Origin of the sequence: Nonomuraea sp. WAC 01424, assembly GCF_003947315.1 — a bacterium.
Taxonomy (GTDB): domain Bacteria; phylum Actinomycetota; class Actinomycetes; order Streptosporangiales; family Streptosporangiaceae; genus Nonomuraea; species Nonomuraea spiralis.
Window position 1 is genome coordinate 11,694 of sequence record NZ_QHHZ01000017.1, and the last position, 26,469, is coordinate 38,162.

Below are 26,469 nucleotides of genomic sequence, written 5' to 3' on the forward strand. Positions count from 1 at the left end.
GGCTAGTCCGAGCCCATGATGGCGGCGCCGCCACCCTCCCAGGAGTTGCCCCGCCAGACGTTGCCCGGCCCCTTCGCGTCCCAGTACGACACCGGGCCGGCGTAACCGCCCTTGGGCCAGACCTTGCGGCTGAAGACGTTGTCGATCACCTTGATGTTGGAGGACAGGCCCTTCCGGCCGGCGCCCGCGTAGAGGGACCAGCCGCCGCCCGCGAGGAAGTTGCCCTGGACGGTGACGTTCTTGGTGACGCCGAAGTCCTGGAAGAGCGCGATCGCGCCGGTCTGGTCGAGCGTGTTGATCACGGTGTTGCCCCGGATGACCAGCTCGGTGCCGGGGGCGGCGGTGCCGGTCGACATGATCATGTCGGTGTGGTCGCCGGAGTAGTACTTGGGGTCGTGCACGTACGAGTCCTCGATCAGGCCCTGGTCGGTGAGGATGCCGTTGGAGATCGTGTGGATGTCCACGCGGCGGACCGTGATCAGTTTGCCCTGGTTGAGGATGCCGAACTGGGTGCGGACCTTGCCGTTGCCGAAGATCTCGCTGTCCTCGACCTTCAGGCCGGAGAAGCCCTCGCGCTGGAGGATGCCCCAGTAGTCGCTCTGGCCGCGTACGCGGGTGTTGCGGATGGTGACGTTGTCGGCCTCGACGGTGATGTCGCCGGTGACGTCCCAGCCGTCGATGACCTTGCCGTCCTCCTTGATGACGATCGAGCCGGTCTTCTTGACCAGGTCCGTGCCGTCGGGGACGCCGGTGTTGCCGGCTCCGGGCCAGCCGCCGGAGGGCGGGCCGGAAGTGGGCGAGATGGTGGGCGAGGTCGTGGGCGTCTTCGTGGGCGTCGACGTCGGTGTCCGGGGCGGCGTCTTCGTGGGCGTCGCCGTGGGGGTCGCCGTGGGGGTCGCCGTGGGGGTCGCCGTGGGCGGCTCGCTGGGGGTCGCCGTGGGGGTGCTGGTCCGCGTCCTGGTGGGCGTGGGCGTGGGCGTCGGCGGCTCGCTGGGCGGCGTGCTCGGGCGGGTCGCCGTGGGCGTCGGGGTCGCGGTCCTCGTGGCCGTGAGCGTCGGCTTGGGCGTGTGCGACGGCGGCCGGCCGGGGGTCGCCGTGGGCTCCCCGGGCGCGGTGGCCGTCAAGGTCGGCCGGTGGGTGGGGCGCGTCGGGCGCGCGGTCGGCTTCCTCGTCGGCCGCCTGGGCCACGACCACGGCTCCTGGCTCCGGGTCTTCTTGGGCCGGGGCTTGTGGGTGGTGGGACGTGGCCTTGCTCGCTGGCCGGCGGCGGCGTGCGGCGATGCCGCGCTCCTCGCCCCGCTCGCGTCCGTCAGGACGGCCCGGGGCTCCAGTACGTCGGAGACGACGAGGCCGTACCCACCGGCCAGCACCGCCACCACGGAGACGCCGGCCAGGGATAACCAGCCGGTACGCCTCTTTCCACTTCGATGCCGCGACACAGGCGACTCCTTCCGATCGTGGCCGAGTCCGAGTCCCCCAAGGGGAGAGAGTAGCCATGCCGGAAGGAACAGTGTGGCTTTTTACCGAAATAAACTCGTTATCCCCCTAAATCACACAGGGCTCATGTTTCCCAAATATCACGTTAAATCCGACAAATGGTCGTTATCCCGGCGTTACCGTGTCGCCGTTTTCCCAGGTGTTCCCGTGCCAGCGATTTCCGGGCCCGTCCTTATCCCAATATGAAACCGGCCCGGCCGCTCCGCCCTTGGACCAGACGCGGCGGCTGAAGACGTTCCCGATCACCTTGATGCCGGACGACCTGCCCTTCACCCCCGCACCGGCGTACAGCGACCAGCCGCCGCCGGCCAGCAGGTTGCCCTCGACCGTCACGTTCTTCACCACGCCGAAGTCCTGGAAGAGCGCGATCGCGCCGGTCTGGTCGAGGGTGTTGATCGCGGTGTTGCGCCGGATGACCAGCTCGGTCCCGGGCGCGGGCGGGCCGGTGGACATGATCATGTCGGTGTGGTCGCCGGAGTAGTACTTGGGGTCGTGCACGTACGAGTCCTCGATCAGGCCCTGCTGGGTCAGGATGCCGTTGGAGATCGTGTGGATGTCCACGCGGCGGACCGTGATCAGTTTGCCCTGGTTGAGGATGCCGAACTGGGTTCGTTCCTTGCCGTTGCCGAAGACCTCGGAGTCCTCGACCGTCAGGCCGGTGTGCCCCTCGCGCTGGAGGATGCCCCACCAGCCCTTGACGCCGCGTACGCGGGTGTTGCGGATGACGACGTCGTCGGCCTCGACCGTGATGTAGCCGGTCACCTCGACGCCGTCGATGACCGTGCCGTTCTTGGTCACCTCGATCGACCCCGACTTGCGCAGGGTCAGTCCGTCCGGGACGCCCGTGTTGTCCGCCCCGGGCCAGGTCCGCTCGGCCGGTTTCGCCGGCGGCGGCGTGCCCGGCCTGGACGTCGCCACGGCGGGCGAGCGGGTGACCTCGGGCCTGCCGGGGGACCCGGTGCAGCCGCTCAGCAGCATGACCAGGCCCGCGACGAGACACCAGCCCCCTCGGGCGTACGACCTCACTCGCCCTTGGTCCTCCGGCCGCCGACGAGGTCGGCCAGCGCGGGCGGCGTCCAGCGTTTGGCGACCTGGCGGAGGTTGCTCTTCCACGCCTCGCCCGGCCGCTGCTTGAACAGCGTGGTGTGGTCGTCGGTGACCTCGTCCTCGGGCCGGCCGTTGGAGTAGTAGTAGAGCGCCATCGAACGGCGTGCCCGGTCCTCGGGGCAGGTGAGCGGGTCAGGATGGCCGTGGTTGGCGTCGTCGGTCGTGGCGAACAGTACGAACCGGTTGAAGACCGGCAGGACCTTGCCCTCGCACTCGGTCATGTCCTTGTTCCACAACTGCAGGTGGCCGCCGTAGCTCTCCTCCCAGTCCTTGTTGAGGTAGAGCAGGCCGTTCAGCCGGCGGTCGAGGTTGAGCTTGCGGCTCCTGTTGAAGTCGGCATGCACCTTGAGGAAGCCGCCCGGCCGGATCTGGTGCAGGCCGCCGCCCTCGAAGTGCGGGTCGGAGACCAGTTGCGTGATGCCGGTCAGCCGCTCCAGGAACTCGACGAACACGCCGCCGTTGAACTCGGCCAGCAGGCGCCTGGTGGCCGGGCCCATACGTTCGGTGTCGGCCAGCGCCAGCTTCACCTCGCGCGCGGTGTCGAACCGCTGCCAGGTGGCGTCGCGCGGCTCGGGGAACTCGTCGAGGACGGGCTCCAGCACCTCGGGCGGCAGGAAGTCGTCGATGACGACGTGACGGAACGGTGAGGCCGTACGGAACTGCTCGGAGTACTTGTCCGCCAGGGGGAACAGCTCGTCCCTGCGGAAGGTGAAAGCCTGCAGATCCTGCATGGAATGTGTCTCCGTCTTCTACGACACCCGGCCCCTATCTCCTCATCGCCTCAGCAGTGCCTTCTGTTACCTGTAACGATCCATTCCCGGCCCGCGATGGCGACATGTGACGCCCGGCCCTCCCCGAGTCGCGATCGTGATCGTGACCTACAACAGCGCGCCGGTCCTCGGCGGTTGCCTGGCCTCCCTGCCCGAAGGCGCCGAGGGGGTCCGGCTCACCGCCGTCGTCGTGGCCGACAACGCCTCCAAGGACGACTCGCTCGCCCTCGCCCGCCAGGCGGCCGACCTGCCCGTACGACCTCTGCAGGTGGGCAGGAACGCCGGGTACGCGGCGGCGATCAACGCCGGGATCGCGGCCCTCGACCTGGCCGAGCTCGACGCGGTCCTCGTGCTGAACCCGGACTGCCGGCTGCGCCCCGGCGCGCTGGCCGTGCTGGGCGCGGTCCTCGACCGGCCGGCCGTCGGCATCGCGGTCCCCCGGCTGGTCAGCACCGAGGGGGTGCTCCACCACTCGCTGCGCCGTACCCCCGCCGTACGCCGCGCGCTGGCCGAGTCGCTGGTCGGCGGCCGATTGGCGGGCCGCATCGGCACGCTGGGCGAGATGATCACCGACCCTGACCGCTACGAACGCCCAGGCCCCGCCGACTGGGCCACCGGCGCCGCCATGTTCATCTCGGCCGAGACGCTGACCGAGCTCGGCCCCTGGGACGAGTCCTTCCTGCTCTACAGCGAGGAGACCGAGTACGCGCTGCGCGCCGCCGACGCCGGCCGGACCCTCTGGTACGAGCCCGCCGCCGTCGTCGAGCACATCGGCGGCGAGGCCAAGACCAGCGAGATGCTGGCCGCGCTGCTCACGGTCAACCGCGTACGGCTGTTCCGGCGGCGCCGGGGCCGGATCGCGACCGCGGGCTTCTATCTGGCCGTGCTGCTCGGCGAGGCGATCCGGGCGGCGGCCGGCCGGCGTACGGCCAGGGCCTCGGTCGTGGCGCTGCTCAGGCCGTCCCGCCGGCTGCGGGCCCTGCCGGGCTGAACCGCCGGCCGTCTGACAATCGCCGGCGACCACCTCAGGAGAGGAACACGATGAGAGTCGAGCAGCTTGAGCTCGAAGGCGTGCTGCTGTTCATACCGACGCCGAGTCACGACGACCGCGGCCTGTTCACGAGGACCTTCGACGCCGCGATCGCCGCCGAGCACGGGCTGGACCACACGGCGTTCGTCCAGGACAGCCAGTCGCGCTCGCGGCTCGGCACCATCAGGGGCATGCACGGCCGGTCGGGCCGCGGCGAGGCCAAGCTCGTACGCGCCGCCCATGGCGCGGTGCTCGACATCCTGGTGGACACGCGGCCCGGCTCGCCGACGTTCGGCTCGCACGCCGCCGTACGGCTCGACGACGTGACCTTCGCCCACCTGTACGTGCCGCCCGGCATCCTGCACGGCTACCAGGCGCTGACCGAGCACGCCGACGTCTGCTACCGCATCGACAGGGAGCACGACCCGGCCGAGGACCTGGCCGTCCGCTACGACGACTCCGACCTCGCGCTGCCGTGGCCGTTGCCGGTGACCGCGATCAGCGAGCGGGACAGGTCGGCTGGCTCGTGGAAGGAACTGATGACCGTCCTGTCCTTCTGATCGCGGCGTTCGAACCGCATCAGCGCCCCGGCCGCGCCGACGAGCAGGAACAACACGCTGGTGATGCCGGGGAAGGACAGCAGGTCGAACGTGGCCGCGCCGAGCAGCGGGATCACCAGGCAGGCCGCGATGGTCAGCCCCAGGTTGCGCACGTTCGGGTCGGTGCTCATGCGGCGGACCCGGAGGGCGACCACGATCCCGCACACGATCACCCCGACGAACCCCAGCACGCCGACCAGCCCGGTCTCCACCAGCGACAGCAGGTACTGATTGTCGAACACCTGGTGCTTGAACGGGTACCAGGTACCGAGCCCACGGCCGAAGATCGGGCTCTTGGCGAACTCCCGCATCGCGAAGGGGTAGTCATGGGTGCGGTAGATGACGCTGCTGTCCTCGCCCGCGCCGGCGAACAGGTTGTAGAACGTGCCGATCAGGCCCGGCGTCAGGACCTTCATGACGCCCAGGAACACCAGGAACGCGCCGAGGGTGACCAGCCGCCGCCGGTTGGACCAGCCCACCAGCAGGATCAGTCCCGCTCCGGCCAGGCCGAGCACGGCCGTCCTGGAGACCGAGAACATCAGGCCGGCCGCGATGACGGCGGCGCAGATCCACCAGCGGGCCGCCGCCTCGCCCCGGCTGCGGGCCTGGAAGCCGAGGTGGGCGGCCAGGGGCAACAACATCGCCGACAACGCGCCGAACTCGATCGGGTGGCCGAGCGTGCCGGCGACCCTGCGCAGGTCGGACCGCGAGATCACGGTCGGCACTTCCTCGACCGAGGAGTGGCGCAGGCCGGGGATACGCATGTACTCGGTGAGGTCGAAGTCCAGCCTGAACTGGAGCAGCGCGACGATCGCGGCGAACGTGCCGCCGATCACGACCGCCTTGAGCACGAAGTCGAGGCGTTCGCGGGTGCCCATTCCGTCGCACATGACCAGCAGCAGGCTGGCGTACCCGAGGTAGAGGACCAGCGTGTGGTCGGCCAGGTTCAGCTCGTCGGAGGGCAGGTAGAGGTAGGTCGTGTAGCCGTAGACGGCCAGCAGGAGCATGCCGTACACGAAGAGCGCGGTGCGGACCGGGTTGCCGCCCTTGGCCACGCCGGTCGTGCTGACCATTTGGGCGCACACCCACACCACGCCCAGGGACAGGGCCAGGATCTCGGCCGGGGTGAGCGACAGCGGGAGCCCGGCGACCGCCAGGCGGGCCGGGAGGATCAGCAGGGACAGGACGAACAGGCAGGCCAGGGTGGCGCCGTCGGCGCGCCGCGGCAGGACGGGGGTGCTCATCCTTCGTGTCCGGCCAGCGTCCGGGCGCCGTTGCTGAGCGCGGGCTCGAACCGGGCGGAGGCGCCCGCCGCCTGGCGGCGCGAGCGGCGGTGCCGGGCGAAGCTCTCGGCCGCGAAGGCGGCGAACAGGCTCATGAAGAACGCCAGCGCGCCGGTGACCACCGCGCTGCGCATGCGGCTGCCCTTCTTCTCGTCGGCAGCGGTCGGCGGGATCACGACGGTGGCGGTCACGTACGTGGTGGGCGGCGCCTTGACCTGCTGCTGCCGGGCCCGCAGCTCCTTCTGGGCCAGGGCGGTGACCTTCACCACGATGCCGTGGGCCAGCTCGGCGGTCGGCGCCTCACAGGTGATCACGATGAACGGCGTCGCGGGCATCAGCTCGGGGTTGGTGCCACCACTGGTGATCTTGAGCGTGATCTTGCCGCCGATCGGCGCACCCACGGCGGCGGCCGTCTGGGGCGTGTTCAGCGCCTGGATGAGGATCGAGGAGGTCATGCTGAGCCCCTGGTCGAAGGAGACCAGGGGGTTGGTGCGCGGGTTGGGGAACTTGGGGTCGCTCGGCACGCTGCCGCCGGTCACCGGCAGGGTCAGGACGAGCGCCGAGCTGGAGATGAAGGTCTTGGGCGCGACGGCGAAGACGCCGAGGGCCGTCACGATCGTGAGCAGGAACGCGGGAGCCGTCACGTACCAGCGTTTGAAGAGGATCTTCACCGTCGCCCAGAAGTCCATGGCGAGCCCTCACTTCTCGCCGTCGGCGCGGTTCGCCTTCCTCGGCCCCGGCACGGGCGACAGGGGGCCGCCCCGGTAGGCGGGGAACTCCATGGTGGCCGAGCTGTCCTCGTCGAGGATCGGGCGTTCGGCGGGCTCGCCCGCCTGCGCCTCCACCGGTTGCGCCGCCGGAACGGGCTCCGGGACCGGGGCCGACACCGGGGGGTGGGGCGCCGGCGGGGCGGCGGGCCCGCGCCGCCCGGGGTTCCGGCGGACCACGACGCCGTACGCGATGCCGAGGCCCAGCAGCAGGGTGAGCAGCGCGCCGCCGATCGCCCCCTGCCAGTTGACGCTGTGGTCGGCCTCCGGCTTGGACGGCGGCACGATGTCGGTCGAGGTGATGAAGGTGTTCGCCGGCGCGCCGAGCGTCTTCTGCCACTTGAACAGCTCACTCGCCACGCGCTCGCGGCCCGCCATGAGCACGGCCGTCGCCTGCTGCGGGGACTCGCTGTCGACCCGGATGTAGATGTAGGGCCCGTTGATGTCCAGGACGTTGGGGTTGCTGCGGCCGTCGTCGATCGTGATCTCGGTGGGGCCGTCCTTGGGCGCGCCGAGCTCGGTCCAGACGTCCTGGGTGTTCATCGCCAGGATCACGATGCTGGCCCCGGTCTTGAGCGCGTCGTTGAAGGAGAGGAACGGGTTGGTCAGCCCCTGCTTGGTCTTGTCGGAGTTGACCGTGCCGCCGTTCACCGGCGTGGCCAGGACGAGTGAGACGTCGGTCGTGTAGTGGGCCGGCAGGACGGCGTACACCACGACGCCCACCAGGATCGAGAGCAGAAGCAGTGGTGGGCCTATGAGAAGTCGCCGGAGAAGTCCAAGAATCGCCTTCCAGAACTCCATTTTGGTACGTTCCCCCGCATCAGCGAACTTGCCCTATAGCGGACCATCGCACAATCAGCAGCAGACGTTACATCGCCTCAGAACGGTTACATCCGGCACGGTCCCCGCGATAGACCTACCGACTACGGCGACGGGGGCTTCTGGTGGGGCTGACGATCGAGCGTCCGGCGACGCGGAGCAGACTCGCCGGACTGGACGGTTTACGGGGGCTGGCCGCGCTGTTCGTGGTCCTGCACCACTGCTGGCTGCTGTCGTTCCCCGGGTTCCCGGTCAACGACGCGCCCTGGTGGACGGGCTGGCTGCTGTACGGGCACTTCGCGGTCGTGGTGTTCATCGTGTTGTCGGGGTTCTCGCTGGCGGTCTCGCCGGCCCGGTCCGATTGGCGGCTCGGCAGCCTTCCCACGTTCTTCAACCGGCGGGCCTGGCGCATCCTGCCGCCGTACTGGGCGGCGCTGGCGTTCAGCCTGGTGATCGCGTGGACGGTCATCCCGCAGCCGGGTCAGCAGGCGCCGACCGGGCAGTCGGTGCTCTTCTACGGGCTGCTGCTCCAGGACGTCTTCGGCTCCCCCAGCCCCAACGGCGCCATGTGGTCGATCGCGGTCGAGGCGCAGCTCTACCTGGTGTTCCCGCTGATGCTGCTGGTGCTGCGCAAGTGGGGGGCGGCGGTGATGCTCGGCGCGGTGACCCTGATCGTGGTGGCCGTGGGGGCGCTGGCGCCGTACGTGCCGGCCGTGGACCTGCTGATGCGGCTGACCCCGCAGTTCGCGGCGCTGTTCGCGGTGGGCGCGGTGTGCGCGGGGGTGGTGCGGGCGCGGGAGCGTACGGGCCGCCTGCCCTGGCACTGGTTCGCCGCGGCGGCGGCGCTGCCGGTGCTCACGCTGGTCGTGGTCGCCGGCCCGGTCTGGGTGGTCGGGCACTTCTTCTGGGTGGACCTGACGGTCGGGCCCGCCGCCGGCCTGCTGCTGGCGGGCGTGGCGACGGGCCGGCCCGGCTGGCTCGTACGGCTGCTCGACACCCGGCCGGTACGGCGGCTTGGATCGTTCTCCTACAGCCTCTACCTGATCCACGCCCCGCTGGTCGTCATGATCAACCGGCTGGTCGTCGCCCCGCGGGTGCCGCCGGGCATGCCCGCCTTCCTCCTCACGCTCGCCCTGGCCGTGCCGGCGAGCGTGGTGGCCGCGTGGTTGTTCGCCTCCGTCTTCGAGCTGCCCTTCCAGCGGCACAGAGGCTGGAGGAGCCTGCGGGAGGCCGTCCGCGCGCGGTTCAGGTGACCTTGGCCAGCGCCTCGGCCTCGTAGGCGGCGGCGAGTTCCTCGGGGATGTGCGACAGGTCGTCGGCCCGGTGGAAGTCGCGCAGCGTGGTGCCACGGCAGGTGGCGTCCACGTTGGGCGCGGCGGCGCGGGAGCGGACGTCGTCGATGTGGACGGTGCGGAAGTCGATGCTGAAGCGGGTCCTGCCCGAGGTGTTGGCGACGGTGGAGTGCAGGTGCGCCCCGGAGAACAACATCATGCCGCCCGGCTCGGGGACGAGCCGCAGCTCGGGCTGGAGGTCGACGGCCTCCTCCGGCTTGGGCTGCTCCCTGGTGTCGCTGTGGATGTGCTGCGCGGCGGTGGGCCGGCTCACGGCGGTCCACTCGGCGTAGTCGTAGCGGCCGCTGCCGTTGAGCACCGGGCGGTCGAAGTAGTGCGGGTGCAGGGCGAAGACGTTCTCCGGGACCACCTCGTAGATGGGCATCCACCAGTTGACCTGGCAGAACGGCGCGGAGTACCAGCAGTCCCGGTGCGCGTGGTAGGCGTAGGAGATGCCCGAGTCGAGGTAGTGGTCGGCGGTCGAGGTACGCAGTCTCGGCACGTCGAAGTACGTCTTGTCCAACGCCATGCCCAGCTCCTCCAGCAGGGCGGCGAGGATCTTCTTGCTGGTGGGATGATGGATGAAGCGCGGCTTGAGCTCGGCGAGCAGCGCGGCGAACGCCTCCACCGGCATCTCGTGCTGGGCGGTCTGGGGGTCGCGGCCCTCGAACGCCTCCTCGATCAGCTCGCGGGCGAACTCGATCAGCTTGGTCGAGGCGGGGGTGGCGGAGTAGAGGAACACGTCCCCATTGAAGATCATTTGACGCCGAACATCATCCCGAATTCGGCTATTGGCTAATATAACGGACATAGCGAGATTTTCCCCCTCGCGTCGTTCTTTTCCTTTCTCTCGCCATTGCCCGCTTCTTCGTTACAGAGGTCTACAAAGGCAATTGTGTCTCGGTGTCCGGACGGGCCACGTAGGTCGAGTAGTCGGGGTGGTCGAACCGGTGCAGCGCCTGGATGTTGTCGTTCCAGGGGGCGGGGACCGGGCGCTTGTGCCGCAGGCCGTTGATCGGGGCCAGCTTCATCGCCTTGTTGTCCTGGTTGAACTCCCGGATCGCGCTCAGCTCGCCGACGTAGTCGTTGTGGATGACCTGGTCGTCGTCGCCCACGGTGTCGTCGAGGTAGACGAACACGCGGGGCAGGAAGTACTTGTGGTCGCCGGCGAACAACCTGAGTGCCGCGGCGGTCGAGGAGTAGAAGTCGACGTCGATGGAGACGAAACCGATGGGCGCGGGGCGCTCGCCGTCCAGGAACTCCCCGACCGTGTCCTCGATGTTGCCCAGGATCAGGCTCGCGGCTCCCAGGCGGGCGCGCAGGGCGTCGACGTCCATGACGAAGTCGCCCTCGCGCCAGATGTAGGGCAGGTCCCGGTAGTCGGTGGGCTTGGGCAGGCCGGCGCCGGTGTCGAAGCCGTACACGTCGATCTTCACACCGGTCGCGGACGTCGCCAGCGCCGCCATGCGGTTCAGCTCGACCATGCCCGCGCCACCCGCGACGCCGAACTCCACCACGCTGATCCGGCCGACGCCGAGGCGCCTGGCCAGCTCGGCCGCCTGCCGCACGCCGTAGGCATAGTGCGGCCGTGGGTAGAGGTCGAGCGCGCAGCGCAGGTCGTACGAGCCGAACGGCAGACGCCGCAGGACGGCCAGCAGGATGCGGCCCGGCTGCATGAGCAGCCGCACGATGCGAATCAGCACGAGGGTTTCACCCTTTCGAGGAGACGAGTCGGGCCGCCAACCCGGCGATCTTTCGGCTGCGGTGCGTCAGCATCTGCTGCTGACGCCGCCAGTACGTGCGCAGCAGCACGGCCCGCGCGCGGGCTCGCTGCTCCGCCGACAGTTCGGTGATGCCGAGCGCCTGATGCATGGCCCGGAACTGCAGCGTGGTGGCGAAATGGGCGGTCCACGCCGGTACGCCGAGCGCCGCCGCGATCCCGGACAGGCGGCGTTCGCGCAGGTTGCGGTGTGCCAGCACCTCCGGGACGTGACCCCAGGGCGCGGTCAGCGCGAGCATGGTGGCGTAGACCTCGTCCTCGCGGATCATCAGCGGTCTCGGCACGGCGGCCACCCGCTCCCGCCGCATCAGGCCGTAGAGAGGGTCGAGGCCGTGGTGCTGGGTGGTGACCACGTCCCACAGCTCGTCGAGGCGGTCGACCGGGTCGTCCGACAACATGCGGGTGCCGCGGTAACGCGGCTCATGGACGGTGCCGTCCGCGCCGGTGTAGCTGACGTCCGAGGTGACCAGGATGAGCCGCTCGTCGGCCAGGAACGGCTCCAGCGTCCGCGAGACGTAGGTCGGTTCGAGCAGGTCGTCGTCGCCCATCCAGCGGAAGTACTCGCCCCGCGAGCGCCGCAGCACCTCCACGAAGTTCCCGATCACCCGCAGGTCGCGGGCTTGCCGGTGGTAGGCGATGCGGCTGTCCTGCCGGGCCAGCTCGCGGCAGAGCTCCTCCGTGCCGTCGGTGGAGGCGTTGTCCGAGATCACGACCTCAAGGTCGGCGTGATCCTGGGCGAGCACGGAGCGCACGGCCATCTCCAGCCGGTCCGCGCCGTTGCGGACCGGGATTCCGATGGACACCAGCATCGTTTCTCCTCGGGGTCAGCGCGCGCGGGCGGGCAGCAGCCGCACCAGACGATCGCTCACTAGGTGGAACTGGTCGCGGGTCACCACGACCAGCACGTACGCCAGCAGACCGCCGCCGCCCGCCACGACGAGCTGGACGAACGGGCTGCCGTGGGTCAGGGACACCAGGCCCAGCATGACGGCGGCGCAGACCAGCGCGCCGAGCGCCGGACGTACGAGACCGGGCAGCACCGGCCCGAGCCGGACCCCCGCCCGCTGCACGGCGATCATGGCGAGCGGCAGCGCGACCAGCACGGCGGCGGCGCCCTGCCCGATCGCGGCGCCGCGGATGCCGTCGAGGTGCGTGCCGACGATGACCGCCGGGATCATCGCCGCCGCGTGGCCGAGGTTCATCCAGACCGTCGAGCGGGTGGTGCCGTGGGCGTTCAGGATGTCGAGCGCGAACGCGGTCAGCATGCGCACCACCATCAGCACCGCCAGGAAGCGCAGCACCCCGGCGGCCTGCTCCCACTCCGGGCCGTAGATGAAGATGATCAGCGAGTGCGCCATCACCGCCATGAAGACCGCCAGCGGCAGCACCATGGCGATGAGCAGCGGCACGGTCCGCTGCACGCCGAACGACAACGACTCCTCGTCCCGTTCGGCCAGGCGGGAGAAGCCGGCGATCGACACCATGCGGATGGCGCTGCCGATGATGCCGGGCACCCAGCTCGACACGTTGAACGCCATCAGGTAGAACCCGAGCCACGCCTCGCCCATGATGTTGCCGACGATGATGTAGCCCACGTTGAGCAGCAGGGCCTCCAGGGCGATCCCGGCCGCCGAGGGGATGCCGAACCTCAGCAGCCGGCCCGCGATGTGCCGGTCGAACCCGAACCGGTAGGGGAGCCGCGCGTAGATCAGCATGAAGACCCCGGTGACCACGGCCCCGGCGAGCTGCCCCCAGGCGAAGCTGTACGCGCCGGCGCCGTTGACCGCGAGGACGATGGCCACCGGCGCGTTGACCAGGAAGCCCGCGAGGACCGCCTTGGCGTTCTTGCCGGTGCGGAACCAGCGCAGCAGGGCCGCGCTGCGGACCGCCGTGACCGCCTCGACGAGGATGACCGCGGTGAGGATGCGCACCACGGAGGTGGCCTCCACGCTGCCCGCCAGCGTCGCGAAGTACGGCGCCCCGACCCAGAAGATCCCGTACAGGCCGAGCGCGGAGATCGACGTGAGGGTCGTGGCCGTGGGCGCGATGTCCTCCAGCCGGCCACGCCACTGCACGACGGCCGACATGACGCCGACGTCCTTGACCACCATGACGAACTGGGTGGCCGCGAGCGCGACGGCGTACGTGCCGAAGTCCGCCGGTGCGAGGAGCCGGGCCAGGACCAGCCCGAGGATGAACGAGCCCGCACGGGTGACGAGCGTGCCGAGCAGGCTCCACACCGCCCCTCGACCCGCCTTGCGCCCGATGTCACTGATGTCCGGGCTCACGTCCGGGCTCGCTTGTTCCGCCATGCTCTGCCCTACTTCGGCTCGTTGACCCGCTCCAACCAGATCTCCCGCCAGAACGGGATGAATGCGCGGGGGCAGTTGGACTTGTACACACCGTCGCAGATGATTCCATCGAGCGCGATGCATGGATTTTTCATCTCAAGCAGCTGTCCGGTCTTCTCGTCGATGCAGCGTTCGACGCGCGCGGTCACCCGGGCGACCTTCCCGCACGAACGCGCCATGTCCTCCTCGAAGCCCAGGCCGCGGTTGAACCCCTTGGTGGTCAGCGTGGCGACGATCTCGTCCTTCGACTTGATGCGGACCAGCTCGCCCGGCTGGAGATCGGTCGTCCCCGTCGGCGCCGGGCCGTTGTGCGGACCGGGCTGCACGAACCCCCAGTCCAGGCCGTTCCTGAAGCGCAGCGCGCGGGGGAGCTTCCTGGACAGCCGCTGATAGCGGTTGAACAGGCCGAAGAACAGCGTGCGGACGGTCGAGGCGATCCCGGCGTTGCCGACCCGTACGTCCGTGACGTACTGGCTCAGCTCGCGGAACGGGAGCAGCTCGGGGGCGGCGCGCAGCAACTCGGTCGCCTGGCAGCGGAAACGTTCCTCGCCGTCCGGCGCGGGCTCCTTGCGGGTGTTGACCTCCAGGATCGGCAGCAGCGGCCGCTCGGGGCGGTTCTGCTCGCCGGCCGTGGGCGGCCCGTCGACCTTCCTCAGCCAGGACGTCTTCCAGTAGAGCAGGCAGGCCGTCTGGCAACCGCCGTGGGCGGCGCCGTCGCAGCGGGACCCGGTCAGATGGACGGCGTCCTCCATCTTCCGCATCCCGGTCCTGGTCATCGTGTCGCAGAGCTTGTTGGCCACCTTGTGGACGGTGAGCCGCTGCCCGCAGAACCGCAACATCTCCGGCATGAACGGGAGGCTGTCCAGCTCTCCGCGCTCATCCAGGGTCGCCAGGATCTCTTCAGCACTGAGAACCTCGACCACGTCGCCGACTTTCAGCGCCAGGCTCAATCCACCCACTCCTTCAGCAGGCCCGCGTTCCGCAGGGCGTTCGCCGCGTCAGCCAATGCCTGGAACGGCAGGTTCGACCGTTCCGCGATGTCGAGCAGGCTGTGCAGCCCGTCGGACAGGTTCAGCACCCACAACATGGCCATCTGGGCCTGTTTCGTGTCGCTGCGTCCGCCGAGCGAGCCGTACAGGCCGCGCGCCCCGAGCTGGGGTTCGCCGTACGGGCTGAGGTTCTGGTAGCGGCGGTTGCCCTCCAGGACCTGTACGGCGCTCCACAGCGTCTCCAGGGTGTCCTCCATCGCCTCGGGCCGCACGAAGTCGGGATTGTCGGCCGAGGTGTGGTACTCCGGGTAGCTCCCGTAGGGCGTCCTGGTCAGCGAGCCCACGGGCAGGTCGAAGCCGGGCGAGCAGTACTGCCGCTCGTCGTAGCCGTAGGGCGAGAAGTCCAGGATGGTGTGCGGCCGGTCCTTCAGGACGTACGCGAAGACCTGGTCGATCTCGGCGTCACCGCGTCTGCTGCGCTTGTAGGTGATCGTCCCGGCGTCCCCGGCGCAGGCCATGGTGAGGCCGTGCCTGATCCGGTCGGTGCGCTCCCGGTTGCGAGCCAGCCAGGTGATCGCGCCGATGGTGCCGGGCGCGAAGACGAACCGGTAGGTGTACCAGGGGTCGGACAACCTCTGGGCGAGCGCCACCGCCACCGCCACCCCGGCCAGGTTGTCGTTGGCCAGCGAGGGATGGCAGACGTGGCAGGAGATCAGCACCTCCTCCGAGCTGCGGCCCTGGACCACGTGCTCGCCGTACGTCAGGTGGCCGTCGGCGAGCGTGGAGTCGATCCTGACCTCGTACGGCCCGTCCGCCAGCCCGTCCAGGGTGTTCTGGCTCAGGCAGAAGCCCCAGGTCTCGGCGTAGTAGCTGGTCCGGTACGGCACCAGGTCCGGCTGGCCGGGCAGCGTGTGCAGGCGCCCGCGCAGCTCCTCCAGCGACATGGTGGCCTCGACCGGCACGCTGTAGCCGACGACGTGCAGGTTGTTGTCGTGGAAGTCGACGACCCGGTTCCCGGCGGCGTCCTTGACGTAGGCGTCGCGGATGTTCCATTCGCGGGGGATCGTCCAGTCGAGCACCTTCGTGCCCGTCGGCACTTCGCTGACCTTCAACGGGATCGACCCGTCGATGACGTCCAGGGTGCGCCGGAGGCCGTCGCCGGTGATGCTGCGGCACAGCGGGTAGAGCCTGCGTACCAGGTCGTGCATCTCGGGGCCGGTCATGGCCGGAGGGTGTCGTCGACGGTGCCGGACTCGCGGCGGTCGGCGAGCCTGGCCAGCCGGGTGAAGCGGCGGTCGAAGTCGTGCCTGGTCAGGCCGTACTCGCGGTAGGCGTCGATCAGCTCGACGGCGCCCGCCTTGACCGTCCAGCGGGCCTCGTACCCGAGGGCGGACCTGATCCGGGAGAAGTCGACGCGGTAGGAACGCGGGTCGGCGCCCGTCTCGCCGGTGATGGTCAGCGTCGAGCCGGGCACGGCCGCGACCACCTCGGCGGCGATCTCGGCGACGGTCACGTTGTTGGCCTCGGTGCCCACGTTGAAGGCCGTCGCGTGCACGGCCTCGCGCGGGGCGGTCAGGGCGGCGGCGAACGCGTCGGCGATGTCCCTGGCGTGGACCAGCGGGCGCCAGGGGGTGCCGTCGGACAACACCCGTACCTCGCCGGTCAGGTGCGCGTGGCCCACCAGGTTGTTCAGCACGATGTCGGCGCGCAACCTCGGGGAGAACCCGAAGGCGGTGGCGTTGCGCAGGAACACCGGGGTGAAGTCGTCGTCGGCCAGCGCGGTCAGGTCGTCCTCGACCCGTACCTTCGACTCGGCGTACGGCGTGACCGGGCGCAGCGGGGCCTCCTCGTCCAGCAGGTCCGCGCCGCCGGAGGCGCCGTAGACCGAGCAGGTGGAGGCGTACAGGAAGCGGCGCACGCCCGCCTCCTTGGCCAGCCGCGCCAGCCGTACGGAGGCGTGGTGGTTGATGTCGTAGGTCAGGTCGGGCGCGAGCGCGCCGAGCGGGTCGTTGGACAGCGCGGCCAGGTGGATCACCGCGTCGAACCCGGCCACGTGCTCGGGACCGGCGTCGCGCAGGTCCACGGCGTGCGCCTCGACGTGCTCAGGCTCGGGCCCGAGCACGCAGTCGGCGAACAGGCCGGAGTCGAGGCCGACCACCTGGTGCCCGGCCTCGGCCAGCACGGGGGCCATCACGCTGCCCAGGTAGCCCTGGTGGCCGGTGAGAAGTACCCGCATCAGTTCTCCAGATCGATGGTCAGCTTGGACACGTGGAACGCCTCGGCGTACCGCGTGTGGCACTCGATGCCGCGAATGCGGGCCAGGCCCAGGAACGCCTCGCGGTCGTACCAGGGGCGGTGCCGCTGGGAGGCGTAGTGGCGCTGGAGCAGGTCCACCTTCAGCTCCGCCACCTCCCGGGTGAGCGGCTGGTACACGGCGGGCGCGGCGAGGTCGCCGTCCCATTTGACGATCTCGTAGCCGAGCGTCAGGTGGTCGCGGAAGGCGGTGGGCACCAGCTCGGCCAGCCCCCGGTGGTCCTGGTGGGCGTCGCCCCGCCAGGGCGCGAGGATCAGTCCTGGCTCGGTACGCGCCCGCAGCTCCTCGACCGCCGCCTTGGCCTCCTCCCACCGGGCCGGGAGGTAGCCGTCGGGCAGCTTGAGCACGCTCACCCGCAGGTCGGCGCCGGGGCAGAAGTCGGCCAGCGCGGCCCGTTCCTCCTCCTCACGCTCGGTGCCGCCGCCGGACAGGACCAGCGCGTCCACGCGCAGGCCGGGACGGGCGGCGCAGATCGTCAGCAGGCTGCCGCCGGCTCCGATCGCCAGGTCGTCGCAGTGCGCGGCGAGCGCCACCACGGAGGTCACGCCTCCGGGACGCAGTCCGATCATTGGGACCGTTCCCACAGAGCCCAGGGACGGTCCCCGCGGGAGTACGCGTCGTCCAGCTCCATGCGCTGATTCACGGTGTCGGTCGGCCGCCAGTAGCCGCGGTGCGGGTAGGCCAGCAGGCGTCCGCGCTTGGCCAGTTCGGCGCAGCCGTCGGCGACCAGGTCGCCGTTCTCCGGGATGTGCTCGAAGATCTCCTGGGTCAGCACGAAGTAGCCGCCGTTGACCCACACCGGCATCTCGCTGACCGGCGAGATGCCGCCGACCAGGCCGTTCTCGCCGACGTCCACGCAGTGGAAGGTCTGGGACGGCGGCACCACCATCATCGAGGCGGCCGCGCCGGACTCGGTGAACCGGTCGATGATCTCGGGCAGCGGCGCGTCGGTGAGCACGTCGGCGTAGTTGGCGAGGAACACCTCGTCACCGCCCAGATGCCCGCGGACCCGGCGTAACCGTTCGCCGATCGGGGAGTTGGTCCCGGTCTGCACGAACGAGATGGACCAGTCGGAGATGTCGCTCGACAGCAGCTCGACCTTGCCGCCGCGCAACACGAAGTCGTTGGACGTGGCTTCCCGGTAGTCGAGGAAGAAGTCCTTGATGTGGTGGGCGCCGTACCCCAGGCACAGGACGAACTCCTTGTGCCCGAAGTGGGCGTAGTAGCGCATGACGTGCCAGAGCAGTGGTCGCGGGCCGACGAGCGCCATCGGCTTGGGCACCTCGCCGGGCACCCCGGTACGCATTCGGGTCCCGAATCCTCCGCAGAACAGGACAACCTTCACACGACCTCCAGGTGTGGGATCGGGAAGACCAGCCGGCCTCCCCATTCGTGCACATAGGAGAGCTGAGCTGTGAGCTCTTCGCGCAGGTTCCACGGCAGGACCAGCACATAGTCCGGGCGGTCCTGGGCGATGCGCTCCGGCGGAGCGATCGGGATCCGGGTGCCCGGCGTGAACCTGCCGTGTTTGTACGGGTTGCGATCAACCGTGTAAGCCAGCAGGTCCGGACGGATCCCGCAGTGGTTGAGCAACGTGTTGCCCTTGCCCGGCGCGCCGTACCCGGCGACCGTCTTGCCCTCCTCGGCGGCGGTGATCAGGAATCGCAGCAGGTCGCGGCGGACGCGTGCGACCCGTTCCGCGAACCCCGCGTAACCGGAGAGATCGTGCAGCCCGGCGGCCTTCTCCCTGGCGAGCACGTCGAGCACCCGGGCGGACGGCGTGCCCGAGGGCCGCGCCCACAACCGGATGGACCCGCCGTGGGTGGGCAGCAGCTCGACGTCGACCAGGGTCAGGCCGCCGCTCGCCAGCGCCCGCTGTGCGGAGGCCACCGTGTAGTACTGGAAGTGCTCGTGGTAGATCGTGTCGTACTGGTTCAGCTCCACGAGCGTGAGCAGGTGCTGGACCTCGATCGACACCCATCCGTCGTCGGCCACCAGGGCGCGCAGCCCTTGGGTGAAGCCGATGACGTCCGGGATGTGCGCGTAGACGTTGTTGGCCACGACCAGGTCGGCCGGACCGTTCCCGTCCCGTACCGAGGCGCCCGTCTCCGGCGTCAGGAACGCGGTGAGCGTCGGCACGCCCTTGTCCTTGGCCGCCTGCCCCACGTTGGCCGACGGCTCGATGCCGAGGCACCGGATGCCGCGCTCGACCACGTGCTGCAGCAGATATCCGTCGTTGCTGGCCACCTCGACCACGAACGACGGCTTCAACCGTTCCACGGCCGCGTCGACGAACCGCCGCGCATGCTCCACCCAGGAGCCGGAATATGACGCAAAGTAGGCATATTCCGTGAATGTCTCTTCAGGCGTGATCAACGGCGGGATCTGGGCCAGCCAGCACCCGGTACAGACCCGCAGATGAAGGGGATAGGTGAGCTCGGGCTGATCGAGTTGTTCCGCGGTGAGGAAGAGCTCACAGGGCGGTGTCGCCCCGAGATCCACCACGCCGACCAGGTCCGCCGAGCCGCACAACCGGCACGATGTACTCAACAATGGGCCCCACCCAGAAATGACAAGATTTCCCCCTTTGGAAACCCACAGCCATACTTCGGGTCAGCGCCAATGAGTGTTACAAGTGTCTTCATGAAACGCCTGAGCATCGATGGAACATTGCTCTACACCCCCCGCATCCACAGCGATCCCCGGGGCGTTTTCCTGGAAAGCTTCCGCGCCGCCGACCTGCGGGAGGCGATCGGGCACTCGATCGAGCTGGCACAGGTCAACTGCTCGGTCTCCAGCCGCGGCGTGCTGCGCGGTATCCACTTCGCCGACGTGCCCCCCGGCCAGGCCAAATACGTGACGTGCGTGTCGGGCGAGGCCCTGGACGTCGTCGTGGACATCCGCGTGGGCTCGCCGACGTACGGGCGGTGGGAGGCCGTACGGCTGGACGACGTCTCGCGCCAGGGCATCTACCTCACCGAGGGGTTGGGCCATGCCTTCATGGCGCTCAGCGAGTCGGCCACGGTCGTCTACCTCTGCTCCTCCCCGTACGACCCGGCGATCGAGCACGGCATCCATCCGCTGGACCCCGACCTCGCCATCGAATGGCCGGCCGATGTGGAGCCGGTCCTGTCGGCGAAGGACGCCGCCGCCCCCACGCTCAAGCAGGCCCGCGACGCGGGGATCCTCCCGTCGTGGTGAGCGTCGTGATCCCGGCCCACAACGAGGCCAAGGTGATCGGCCGCCTGCTGGACGGCCTGCTCGGCGAGGCCGCCCCCGGCGAGTTCGACGTGGTGGTCGTGGCCAACGGCTGCACCGACGGCACGGCCGAGGTCGCCCGCCCGTACGACGTCCGGGTGCTGACCACGCCCGTCCCGTCCAAGAGCGCGGCCCTGCGCATGGGCGACGAGGCCGCCCGCGGCTACCCCCGCCTGTACGTGGACGCCGACATCGAGCTCAGCACCGCCGCCGCCCGCGCCCTGGCGGCCGCGCTGGCCGCGCCGGACGGGCCGCTGGCCGCCGCCCCGGAACGGGACCTGACACTGGACGACCGCCCGTGGCCGGTGCGCGCCTACTACGCGATCTGGACGCGGCTGCCGCACGTCCGCTCCGGGCTGTTCGCCCGGGGCGTGATCGCGGTGACCGACGCGGGCAACGAGCGCATCCGCGCGCTGCCGCCCGCGATGGCCGACGACCTGGCCGTCTCGCTGGCGTTCGCGCCCGACGAACGCGTGATCGTGACCGCGGTCCATGCGGTGATCCATCCGCCGCGCACGCTCACCGACCTGCTGCGCCGCCGGGTCCGTGCCCAGACCAGCGTGACCGAGCTGGAACGCACCACAGCCTCGGCCGGCGAGCGCACCGGCCTGCGTGACCTGGTGGCCATCGTGGCCCGCGAGCCGCGCCTGGCGGGCGCGGCGGCGGTCTTCGCCGCGATGGCCGTGCTGGCCAGGCGGCGGGCCGCCCGCGCGATCCGCGCGGGCGACTACACCACCTGGCTGCGCGACGAGAGCAGCCGGGACTAGCTGACCGGCGTGTTCATGTCGGTGGCGATCTGGGCGGGGGTGAGCACCTTGTTGTAGACGCGCACCTCGTCGATCAGGCCGCTGAAGTAGTCACCTGAACCGCTGTTCCCGCCGATGCGCAGCGGGCTCGTCCCGGTGCGCAGGTTGCCGCCCGTCGGGTTGGTGGCCACCAGGACGCCGTTGACGTAGAACCGCAGCGTGGCGCCGTCGTAGGTGGCCGCCACGTGGCTCCAGGCGTTCAGCGGCAGGTTGTTCGCCGCCTGCGCGTTCACCCCCGAGGAGGTGTAGATGAAGGCCGCCGGAACACCGCTGCTGCCGCTGCTCATGATCGCGTAGGCGAGATCGGCGCCGAACTCCTTCATCAGCACCGTCCGCCAGCCGGACATGCCGGCCGGGCGTACCCATGCCTCCAGGGTCATGGCGTCGGTCAGGTGCAGCGAGCCGGAGTCGGCCACCGTCACCCAGCTCGACGTGCCGTTGAACGACAACGCCTGGCCGTACTTGCCGGCCGTCCAGGTCGCCGCGGTGGCCGTGCCGTTGTTGCCGTTGCCGGAGGTGTCCGCGACGGCGGCGCCGGTGCTGGCGTTCATGCCGTACGCGGCCACCAGTCCGCTGACCGTGGGCGGCTGGGTCACCACCGCCGACACCTCGTTGGACGGCGGCCCGGTGTTGCTCGCGCCGTCGAACGCCACCACGCGGTAGTAGTACGTGCCCGGCGCGACCCCCGAGTCGATGAACGACGGACCGGTGGCCGAGCCCACCTGGTTGGCCCCGGACGGGGTGAACCCGGCGGTCGCCGACCGGTGGACGGTGTACCCGGTCACCCCGACGTTGTCGGTCGCGGGCGTCCAGACGAGCTGCGTGCTGCCCGGCCCGCCGGTCGCCGTCAGCGGACCGGGGGCGGTCGGCGGCTGGGTGTCGGGCGGTCCCTGCGGGCCGACGGGGGTGTTCATGTCGGTGGCGATCTGCGCGGGGGTGAGCGCCCTGTTGTAGACGCGCACCTCGTCGATCAGGCCGCTGAAGTACTCGCCTGAACCGCTGTTCCCGCCGATCCGCAGCGGGCTCGTCCCGGTGCGCAGGTTGCCGCTCATCGTGTTGGAGTCCGCCACGACGCCGTTGACGTACAACCTCAACGAGGCGCCGTCGTAGGTCGCCGCCACATGGCTCCAGGTGTTCAACGGCAGGTTCGTGGCCGCCGGGGCGTTCGCCGTCCCTCCTGAGGTGTAGACGAACGCCGCAGGGCCGCTGCTGCCGCTGCCCATGAGCGCGTAGGCGAGATCGGCGCCGAACTCCTTCATCAGCACCGTCCGCCAGCCCGTCACGCTGGTCGGGCGTACCCATGCCTCCAGGGTCATGCCGTCGGTCAGGTGCAGCGAGCCGGAGTCGGCCACCGTCACCCAGCTCGACGTGCCGTTGAACGACAACGCCTTGCCGAACTTGCCGGTCGTGCTCCACGTGGTGCTCGCCGCCGTGCCGGCGTTGCCCTTGCCGGAGGAGTCGGCGACCGCCGTGCCGGCGCCCTCGTCCATCCCGTACGCGGCCACGAGCCCGTCGGGCGCCTGGGCCCGCTCGAAGGTGGCCGTGTAGGTGGCGTTGGCGGACGCGGTGATGTTGTGGCTGATCGCGCCGCCGTCGGACCAGGAGGCGAACGTATGGGTGAAACCGTCCGCGCTCTGCGGCGACGGCGCGGAGATCGAGTTGTGGGACCCGGCGATCACGGTCCTGACGAAGGGCGTGACGGACTGCTCGCTGTTGAAGCCGATCTGCAACCCGGGAGGCGAGGTCTCGAAGCCGATGTTCACCGTCTTCGGTTGCAGCACCACGCTCTTGATGTCGGTCAGGCCCTGCGCGTCCGTCGCGGTCAGGGAGAGCTTCAGGTAGGAGGGATATTCGTGGTCGGGCGCGACGAAGCTGCCGCTGGTGCCGGTGGCCGAGGTGATCTCGTGCTCGTGGCAGGTGAGCGGGCAGTGCAGCAGGGACAGCTTCCACACCATCCGGGAGCCGGGGATGGTCCCGTCCTGGGCGTCCGTGGCGGTGCCCGAGTAGGCGATGGTGTCGCCGACCGCCCAGGTGAACGCGGTGGACGGGGTGTTGATCGTCGCCTGCGGCGACGTGTTGCCCACGTTGATCGTGACGGTGGCGTCTCCCTGTCCGCCGTGGCCGTCACCGGCCCGCAGCCGTACGGCGTAGGAGCCGGGCTGGGTGTAGGTGAAGGACGGCGTGATCGCGGTGGAGTCGTCGAGCTCGCCGTCGCCGTCCAGGTCCCACTGGAAGGTGAGCGGGTCGCCGTCGGCGTCGCTGGAGTCCGCGGCGGTGAAGTTCACGGTGAGGGGCGGGACGCCCGTGGTGGCGCTGGCGCCGATGACGGCGGACGGCGGGTGGTTGGCGTAGATGTAGCGGACGACCTGCCCGTTGGTGTAGTCGACGGCGAACAGGTCGCCGCCGGGGCCGCTCTGCACCTCGACCGCGGGCATGCCCGAGTCGAACGTGGTGACGGTGGCCGGGTCGGGCAGCCCGTTCGCGCCCTTGGTCATGACCCAGACGCACGACCTGCTGAAGTCGGAGAAGAACAGCGCGCCGTCGTAGGCGGCCGGGTAGGAGCCTCCCGTGTGGAACGCCACGCCGCTGGAGGACGAGCCGCCGGACGGGCACGGGTCGTTCGGGGCGGGCTTGGACGAGTGGTTCCAGGCGAAGTACGGCTGCGCCACCGCCGTCGGGCCGGCCGCGTACAGGTTCTCGCAGAGGGTCAGGTTCAGGTTGTCGTAGCCGCCCTGCCGGGCCGGGCCCTCGTAGCAGGGCCAGCCGAAGTTGCTCACCGGGCCGGTGGGCGACGCGATGCGGTTGATCTCCTCGTAGGTGTTCCAGCCGACCTCGCCCGCCCAGATCTCGTTCGTGCCGGGCCGTACGGTGATGCGGAACGGGTTGCGCTGGCCGTAGGCGATGATCCGGGCCGCGTTGGGGTCGGCGCTGCCGGCGTTCGGGTTGCCGGGGGCGGCGGCGCCGGTGTCCGGGTCGATCCTGATGATGCTGCCGTTGAGGCCGGCCGGGTCGCCGCTCGTACGCAGGTCCTGCGAGCGCAGCGCGCCGCCCTCGGCGGCCGGCGGGCTGAGCGCGGTGCCGACGGGCGACGGCGGGTCGCCGCAGGGGTTGTCCGGGGTGACGTCCGAGCTGGTCAGGTTGTCCTGGCCGTAGTCGGCGAAGTTGAAGCTGGCGCCGTCGCCGCCGCTGGCGTAGAGCATGCCGTCGGGGCCGAACTTCAGGTCGCCGACGGAGTGGCTGGGGTGCTGCTGGCACCAGTCGGTGATCAGCGGGGTCTCCACGACCGAGCCGCCCGAGGGCGCCAGCGCCGACAGGCGCCCGGTGATCAGGCAGCCGTCGCCCGTCGCGCCGGGCGGCGTCGGGCACGGGTCGGCGGTCGCGCCCGCCGTCCCCCAGCGCGGCGCGCTGCCGCCGGGCACCGCGTCGTAGGAGTACAGCACGTAGATGCGCGGGTCGGCCGGGAAGTTGGGATGCAGGGCCATGCCGAGCAGCCCGCGGTCCCAGAAGTTGTGCACCTGCGTGCGCAGGTCGGCGTAGACCGCCGGTGTGGTGTCGGTGAGAGAGTCGAAGACCTTGATCAGTCCGCTCTTCTCGGCGACGAACACGCGGCCGTCCGAGGCGAACTCGATGTTGGTCGGGTTGGTCAGGCCGCTGAAGACGACCTGTTTCTGGAAACTGCCCGGCAGTGCCTGCGCGGCCGGCGGCGCGACGATCGCGAGGCCGGTCGTGATCAGCAGGACGGACAGGAGCGCATGGCGAAGCCGCCTCAACACGGGAACCCCCTTGAGCCGTAAACTCCCCCGAGCCCTGAATCGATCTATCGCACCGATTCAGGCGGAAGTCACGCGCTTTGTCCGCATCTGGCCAGCCATGCGTAGAGCAACCACCCCAGCTCGTACGGCCGGCACTCCCGGTCCACGGCGACCGGCGGGTAGACCCGGTCCAGCACGCCGAGCCGCAGGTCCCGATGCACGCCCGTCGCCATCGCGCGCAGCCCGCGTACCAGCTTGCGCGGGTCGGCCCTGGCCTCCTTGCGCCAGGTGAGAGCCAGGTCGTCCAGCACGAACGCGGGCCGTTCGATCATCCAGTCGAGCCCCTTGGAGATCTCCGCCACGTACGCGGTGCCGCCCGCGTCGGCCAGGTCGAGCAGCGCCATCGGCCCCATGGAGAGCTGGTGGACGCTGTAGACCGGATATCCCTCCACCACCGAGCCGGTACGGGCGTCGTAGTGCCACCACCACTCACCCTGCGGGCCCTGGGCCCGGCAGATGCCCGCGGCCACCTGCTCGGCGGCCCGCAGCGCCTCGGCGTCGCCGGTGGCGGCGTGCAGCCTGGCCAGCGCCAGCAGCGGGTAGACCTGGTCGGCGAAGCAGCCCACGTGGTCGCGGTACCGGGGCACCAGCGAGCCGTGGCCGAGCGCGTGCGGGTAGAGCCGGTTGCCCGCCAGGCCGCCGAGCAGGCGCTCGCGGGCGCGTTCGGCCCGGCTGTCGCGTACGCCCGCCGCGACCAGGGCGGCCAGCACCCACGCCGCCTCGACGGTGTAGATCTGCCGGCCCGTGTCCAGCTCGCCCAGCCGGCTCAGGGCCAGGTCGAGATCGGCGTGCCCGGTCTCGGCCGCCGCCCAGCAGATCAGCGCGGCGTCACCGGCGCCGGTCACCTCGGGCAGCCGCTTGACCAGGTTCCCCACCAGGTCGAGCACGTCGTCACCGGCCAGCGCGGCCCGCTGCCGCGTCTCGTCCAGGGTGCCGGCGCCGAGCGCGACGATCGCCGAGTAGCGGATGCTGCGCCCCTCGGGCACGGCCGTCCACATGCCGTCCGGCTGCCGGCGGCCCCGGCGGGTGAAGACGAACCCGCCGTCGGCGTAGCCGGGGGGCAGCCCGCGGACCGACAGGTCCAGCATGTCCCGTACGAAGTCCTGATGGCCGGAGCTCAGCAGAGCGATCCGGTGATCCGTCACGTCGTCTCCTCGATCCTGCGTCTGACACCGGCCCACTCCCTGACCACCAGGAGCAGGAATCTGCCGTTGGTGCGCACGTAGCGCGGTCCGAGCCGCAGCGGCTCCTGAAGCATGCGGTAGAGCCATTCCAGCCCTAAGCGCTGCCACCGCAGCGGCGCCCTGCGGGTCCGCCCGGCGAGCACGTCGAACGACCCGCCCACGCCGTGGATGATCCGCGCCCCGGTGCGCTCGCCCCACTCGCGGATGAAGATCTCCTTCTTCGGCGAGGTGATGCCCAGGAACAGCAGATCGGCCCGCGAGGCGGCGATCTCGGCGGCGACCTCGGCCGACTCCTCCGGCGCGAAGTAGCCGTCGCGGGAGCCGGCGATCGCCAGCCCGGGGTAGCGGGCGCGTACCTCGTCCAGCACTCCGGCCAGCACCTCACCCGTCGCGCCGAGGAAGTAGGCCCGGTAGCCGCGCCGGCCGCCCTCGGCCATCAGCCCGGTGAACAGGTCGATGCCCGCCACCCGCTCCGGTACGCGGTGACCGAGCACCCGCGCGGCCCAGACCACCGCCTGACCGTCGGCCAGCACGAGATCGCTGTCGAGCACCGACTGGCGCAGCGCGGCGTCGGCGCGCATGTTGACGACCTTGGCGGCGTTCACCACACCGATGGTCATCCGCCTGTCCTCGGTGACCGCCGACACGCAACGGGCGATCACCTGGTTCATGGTGAGGGCGTCCAGCACGACGCCGAACACCGTCTTCCTCTCCGGCAACCTCGTCATCCGTCCCCCTGGGTGTCCATGACATATCGGTCTCAGCTCCGGAA

The 26,469-nt window shown here is 70.3% G+C and carries 24 protein-coding genes; 5 read left to right on the top strand and 19 right to left on the bottom strand.

Going from position 1 to position 26,469, the window contains the following annotated elements; genetic code table 11:
- Positions 1-2: 2 nt before the first annotated feature.
- The 3 genes from DMB42_RS38770 to DMB42_RS38780 form a co-directional block, all read right to left on the bottom strand.
- Positions 3-1,439 carry a hypothetical protein gene (locus DMB42_RS38770; RefSeq protein ID WP_125643710.1) on the bottom strand — a complete coding sequence of 479 codons (1,437 nt, stop codon included), beginning with the start codon at positions 1,437-1,439 and terminating at the stop codon, positions 3-5.
- A gap of 163 nt (positions 1,440-1,602) precedes the next feature.
- Positions 1,603-2,523 carry a right-handed parallel beta-helix repeat-containing protein gene (locus DMB42_RS38775; protein WP_125643712.1) on the bottom strand — a complete coding sequence of 307 codons (921 nt, stop codon included), beginning with the start codon at positions 2,521-2,523 and terminating at the stop codon, positions 1,603-1,605.
- Complete coding sequence (locus DMB42_RS38780) at positions 2,520-3,335, bottom strand: 2OG-Fe(II) oxygenase (protein ID WP_125643713.1); 816 nt, start codon at positions 3,333-3,335, stop codon at positions 2,520-2,522. The genes DMB42_RS38775 and DMB42_RS38780 overlap by 4 nt, the downstream gene beginning before the upstream one ends.
- 106 nt (positions 3,336-3,441) lie before the next feature.
- Between DMB42_RS38780 and DMB42_RS38785 the strand changes: the two genes are divergently transcribed.
- Together DMB42_RS38785 and DMB42_RS38790 are read left to right on the top strand one after the other, a co-directional pair.
- Positions 3,442-4,365: a glycosyltransferase family 2 protein gene (locus DMB42_RS38785; RefSeq protein WP_125643715.1), complete on the top strand. Its 924-nt coding sequence runs from the start codon at positions 3,442-3,444 to the stop codon at positions 4,363-4,365.
- Positions 4,366-4,415: 50 nt separating this feature from the next.
- The gene (locus tag DMB42_RS38790) at positions 4,416-4,964 is read left to right on the top strand and encodes a dTDP-4-dehydrorhamnose 3,5-epimerase family protein (protein ID WP_125643717.1); all 549 of its coding nucleotides are present in this window, start codon (positions 4,416-4,418) and stop codon (positions 4,962-4,964) included.
- On the opposite strand, the gene DMB42_RS38795 is transcribed toward DMB42_RS38790, so the two are convergent.
- From DMB42_RS38795 to DMB42_RS38805, 3 genes are read right to left on the bottom strand one after another with little or no spacing between them, the layout of a single operon-like run.
- Positions 4,853-6,247 carry an O-antigen ligase gene (locus DMB42_RS38795; protein ID WP_125643719.1) on the bottom strand — a complete coding sequence of 465 codons (1,395 nt, stop codon included), beginning with the start codon at positions 6,245-6,247 and terminating at the stop codon, positions 4,853-4,855. The genes DMB42_RS38790 and DMB42_RS38795 overlap by 112 nt on opposite strands.
- Positions 6,244-6,975 carry a hypothetical protein gene (locus DMB42_RS38800; protein WP_125643721.1) on the bottom strand — a complete coding sequence of 244 codons (732 nt, stop codon included), beginning with the start codon at positions 6,973-6,975 and terminating at the stop codon, positions 6,244-6,246. The genes DMB42_RS38795 and DMB42_RS38800 overlap by 4 nt, the downstream gene beginning before the upstream one ends.
- Before the next feature lie 9 nt (positions 6,976-6,984).
- The gene (locus tag DMB42_RS38805; protein WP_125643723.1) at positions 6,985-7,854 is read right to left on the bottom strand and encodes a hypothetical protein; all 870 of its coding nucleotides are present in this window, start codon (positions 7,852-7,854) and stop codon (positions 6,985-6,987) included.
- Positions 7,855-7,997: 143 nt separating this feature from the next.
- Here DMB42_RS38805 and DMB42_RS38810 point away from each other — a divergent pair, with 143 nt between their 5' ends.
- Positions 7,998-9,125 (top strand): acyltransferase, encoded by a 1,128-nt coding sequence (locus DMB42_RS38810; RefSeq protein ID WP_260478193.1) that lies wholly within the window; start codon positions 7,998-8,000, stop codon positions 9,123-9,125.
- Here the strand turns inward: DMB42_RS38810 and DMB42_RS38815 are convergent.
- The 10 genes from DMB42_RS38815 to DMB42_RS38860 all read right to left on the bottom strand — a co-directional run bounded on the left by DMB42_RS38815 (position 9,118) and on the right by DMB42_RS38860 (position 19,190).
- Positions 9,118-9,963: a hypothetical protein gene (locus DMB42_RS38815; RefSeq protein ID WP_260478194.1), complete on the bottom strand. Its 846-nt coding sequence runs from the start codon at positions 9,961-9,963 to the stop codon at positions 9,118-9,120. The genes DMB42_RS38810 and DMB42_RS38815 overlap by 8 nt on opposite strands.
- Positions 9,964-10,084: 121 nt before the next feature.
- The gene (locus DMB42_RS38820) at positions 10,085-10,906 is read right to left on the bottom strand and encodes a hypothetical protein (protein ID WP_125643727.1); all 822 of its coding nucleotides are present in this window, start codon (positions 10,904-10,906) and stop codon (positions 10,085-10,087) included.
- Positions 10,907-10,913: 7 nt separating this feature from the next.
- Positions 10,914-11,792 (bottom strand): glycosyltransferase family 2 protein, encoded by an 879-nt coding sequence (locus DMB42_RS38825; RefSeq protein WP_125643729.1) that lies wholly within the window; start codon positions 11,790-11,792, stop codon positions 10,914-10,916.
- Positions 11,793-11,807: 15 nt separating this feature from the next.
- Entirely contained in the window at positions 11,808-13,295 is a 1,488-nt protein-coding gene (locus tag DMB42_RS38830) for an oligosaccharide flippase family protein (protein ID WP_125643731.1), read from the bottom strand.
- An 8-nt stretch (positions 13,296-13,303) separates the two neighbouring features.
- On the bottom strand, positions 13,304-14,293 hold the full coding sequence (locus tag DMB42_RS38835; RefSeq protein WP_396984995.1) for a hypothetical protein: 990 nt from the start codon (positions 14,291-14,293) through the stop codon (positions 13,304-13,306).
- Complete coding sequence (locus DMB42_RS38840) at positions 14,281-15,546, bottom strand: DUF4910 domain-containing protein (RefSeq protein ID WP_125643733.1); 1,266 nt, start codon at positions 15,544-15,546, stop codon at positions 14,281-14,283. The genes DMB42_RS38835 and DMB42_RS38840 overlap by 13 nt, the downstream gene beginning before the upstream one ends.
- Entirely contained in the window at positions 15,543-16,559 is a 1,017-nt protein-coding gene (locus DMB42_RS38845) for an NAD(P)-dependent oxidoreductase (protein WP_125643735.1), read from the bottom strand. The genes DMB42_RS38840 and DMB42_RS38845 overlap by 4 nt, the downstream gene beginning before the upstream one ends.
- Entirely contained in the window at positions 16,559-17,206 is a 648-nt protein-coding gene (locus DMB42_RS38850) for a PIG-L deacetylase family protein (RefSeq protein ID WP_125643737.1), read from the bottom strand. The genes DMB42_RS38845 and DMB42_RS38850 overlap by 1 nt, the downstream gene beginning before the upstream one ends.
- On the bottom strand, positions 17,203-17,943 hold the full coding sequence (locus DMB42_RS38855; protein ID WP_229825007.1) for a glucose-1-phosphate cytidylyltransferase: 741 nt from the start codon (positions 17,941-17,943) through the stop codon (positions 17,203-17,205). The genes DMB42_RS38850 and DMB42_RS38855 overlap by 4 nt, the downstream gene beginning before the upstream one ends.
- Positions 17,944-17,978: 35 nt before the next feature.
- Positions 17,979-19,190 carry a class I SAM-dependent methyltransferase gene (locus DMB42_RS38860; RefSeq protein ID WP_312024789.1) on the bottom strand — a complete coding sequence of 404 codons (1,212 nt, stop codon included), beginning with the start codon at positions 19,188-19,190 and terminating at the stop codon, positions 17,979-17,981.
- A gap of 90 nt (positions 19,191-19,280) precedes the next feature.
- Here DMB42_RS38860 and rfbC point away from each other — a divergent pair, with 90 nt between their 5' ends.
- Together rfbC and DMB42_RS38870 are read left to right on the top strand one after the other, a co-directional pair.
- Positions 19,281-19,838, top strand: a complete 558-nt coding sequence (gene rfbC, locus DMB42_RS38865; protein ID WP_125643743.1) for a dTDP-4-dehydrorhamnose 3,5-epimerase — start codon at positions 19,281-19,283, stop codon at positions 19,836-19,838.
- Positions 19,832-20,662 carry a glycosyltransferase family 2 protein gene (locus DMB42_RS38870; RefSeq protein WP_125643745.1) on the top strand — a complete coding sequence of 277 codons (831 nt, stop codon included), beginning with the start codon at positions 19,832-19,834 and terminating at the stop codon, positions 20,660-20,662. The genes rfbC and DMB42_RS38870 overlap by 7 nt, the downstream gene beginning before the upstream one ends.
- On the opposite strand, the gene DMB42_RS38875 is transcribed toward DMB42_RS38870, so the two are convergent.
- The 3 genes from DMB42_RS38875 to DMB42_RS38885 all read right to left on the bottom strand — a co-directional run bounded on the left by DMB42_RS38875 (position 20,659) and on the right by DMB42_RS38885 (position 26,425).
- Positions 20,659-24,474 (bottom strand): LamG-like jellyroll fold domain-containing protein, encoded by a 3,816-nt coding sequence (locus tag DMB42_RS38875; protein WP_125643747.1) that lies wholly within the window; start codon positions 24,472-24,474, stop codon positions 20,659-20,661. The genes DMB42_RS38870 and DMB42_RS38875 overlap by 4 nt on opposite strands.
- A 68-nt stretch (positions 24,475-24,542) precedes the next feature.
- Positions 24,543-25,658, bottom strand: coding sequence for a hypothetical protein (locus DMB42_RS38880; protein ID WP_125643749.1), 1,116 nt, complete (start codon positions 25,656-25,658; stop codon positions 24,543-24,545).
- Entirely contained in the window at positions 25,655-26,425 is a 771-nt protein-coding gene (locus DMB42_RS38885) for a WecB/TagA/CpsF family glycosyltransferase (protein WP_221762542.1), read from the bottom strand. Before DMB42_RS38885 ends, DMB42_RS38880 begins: the two co-directional genes overlap by 4 nt.
- Between the last annotated feature and the right edge of the window lie 44 nt (positions 26,426-26,469).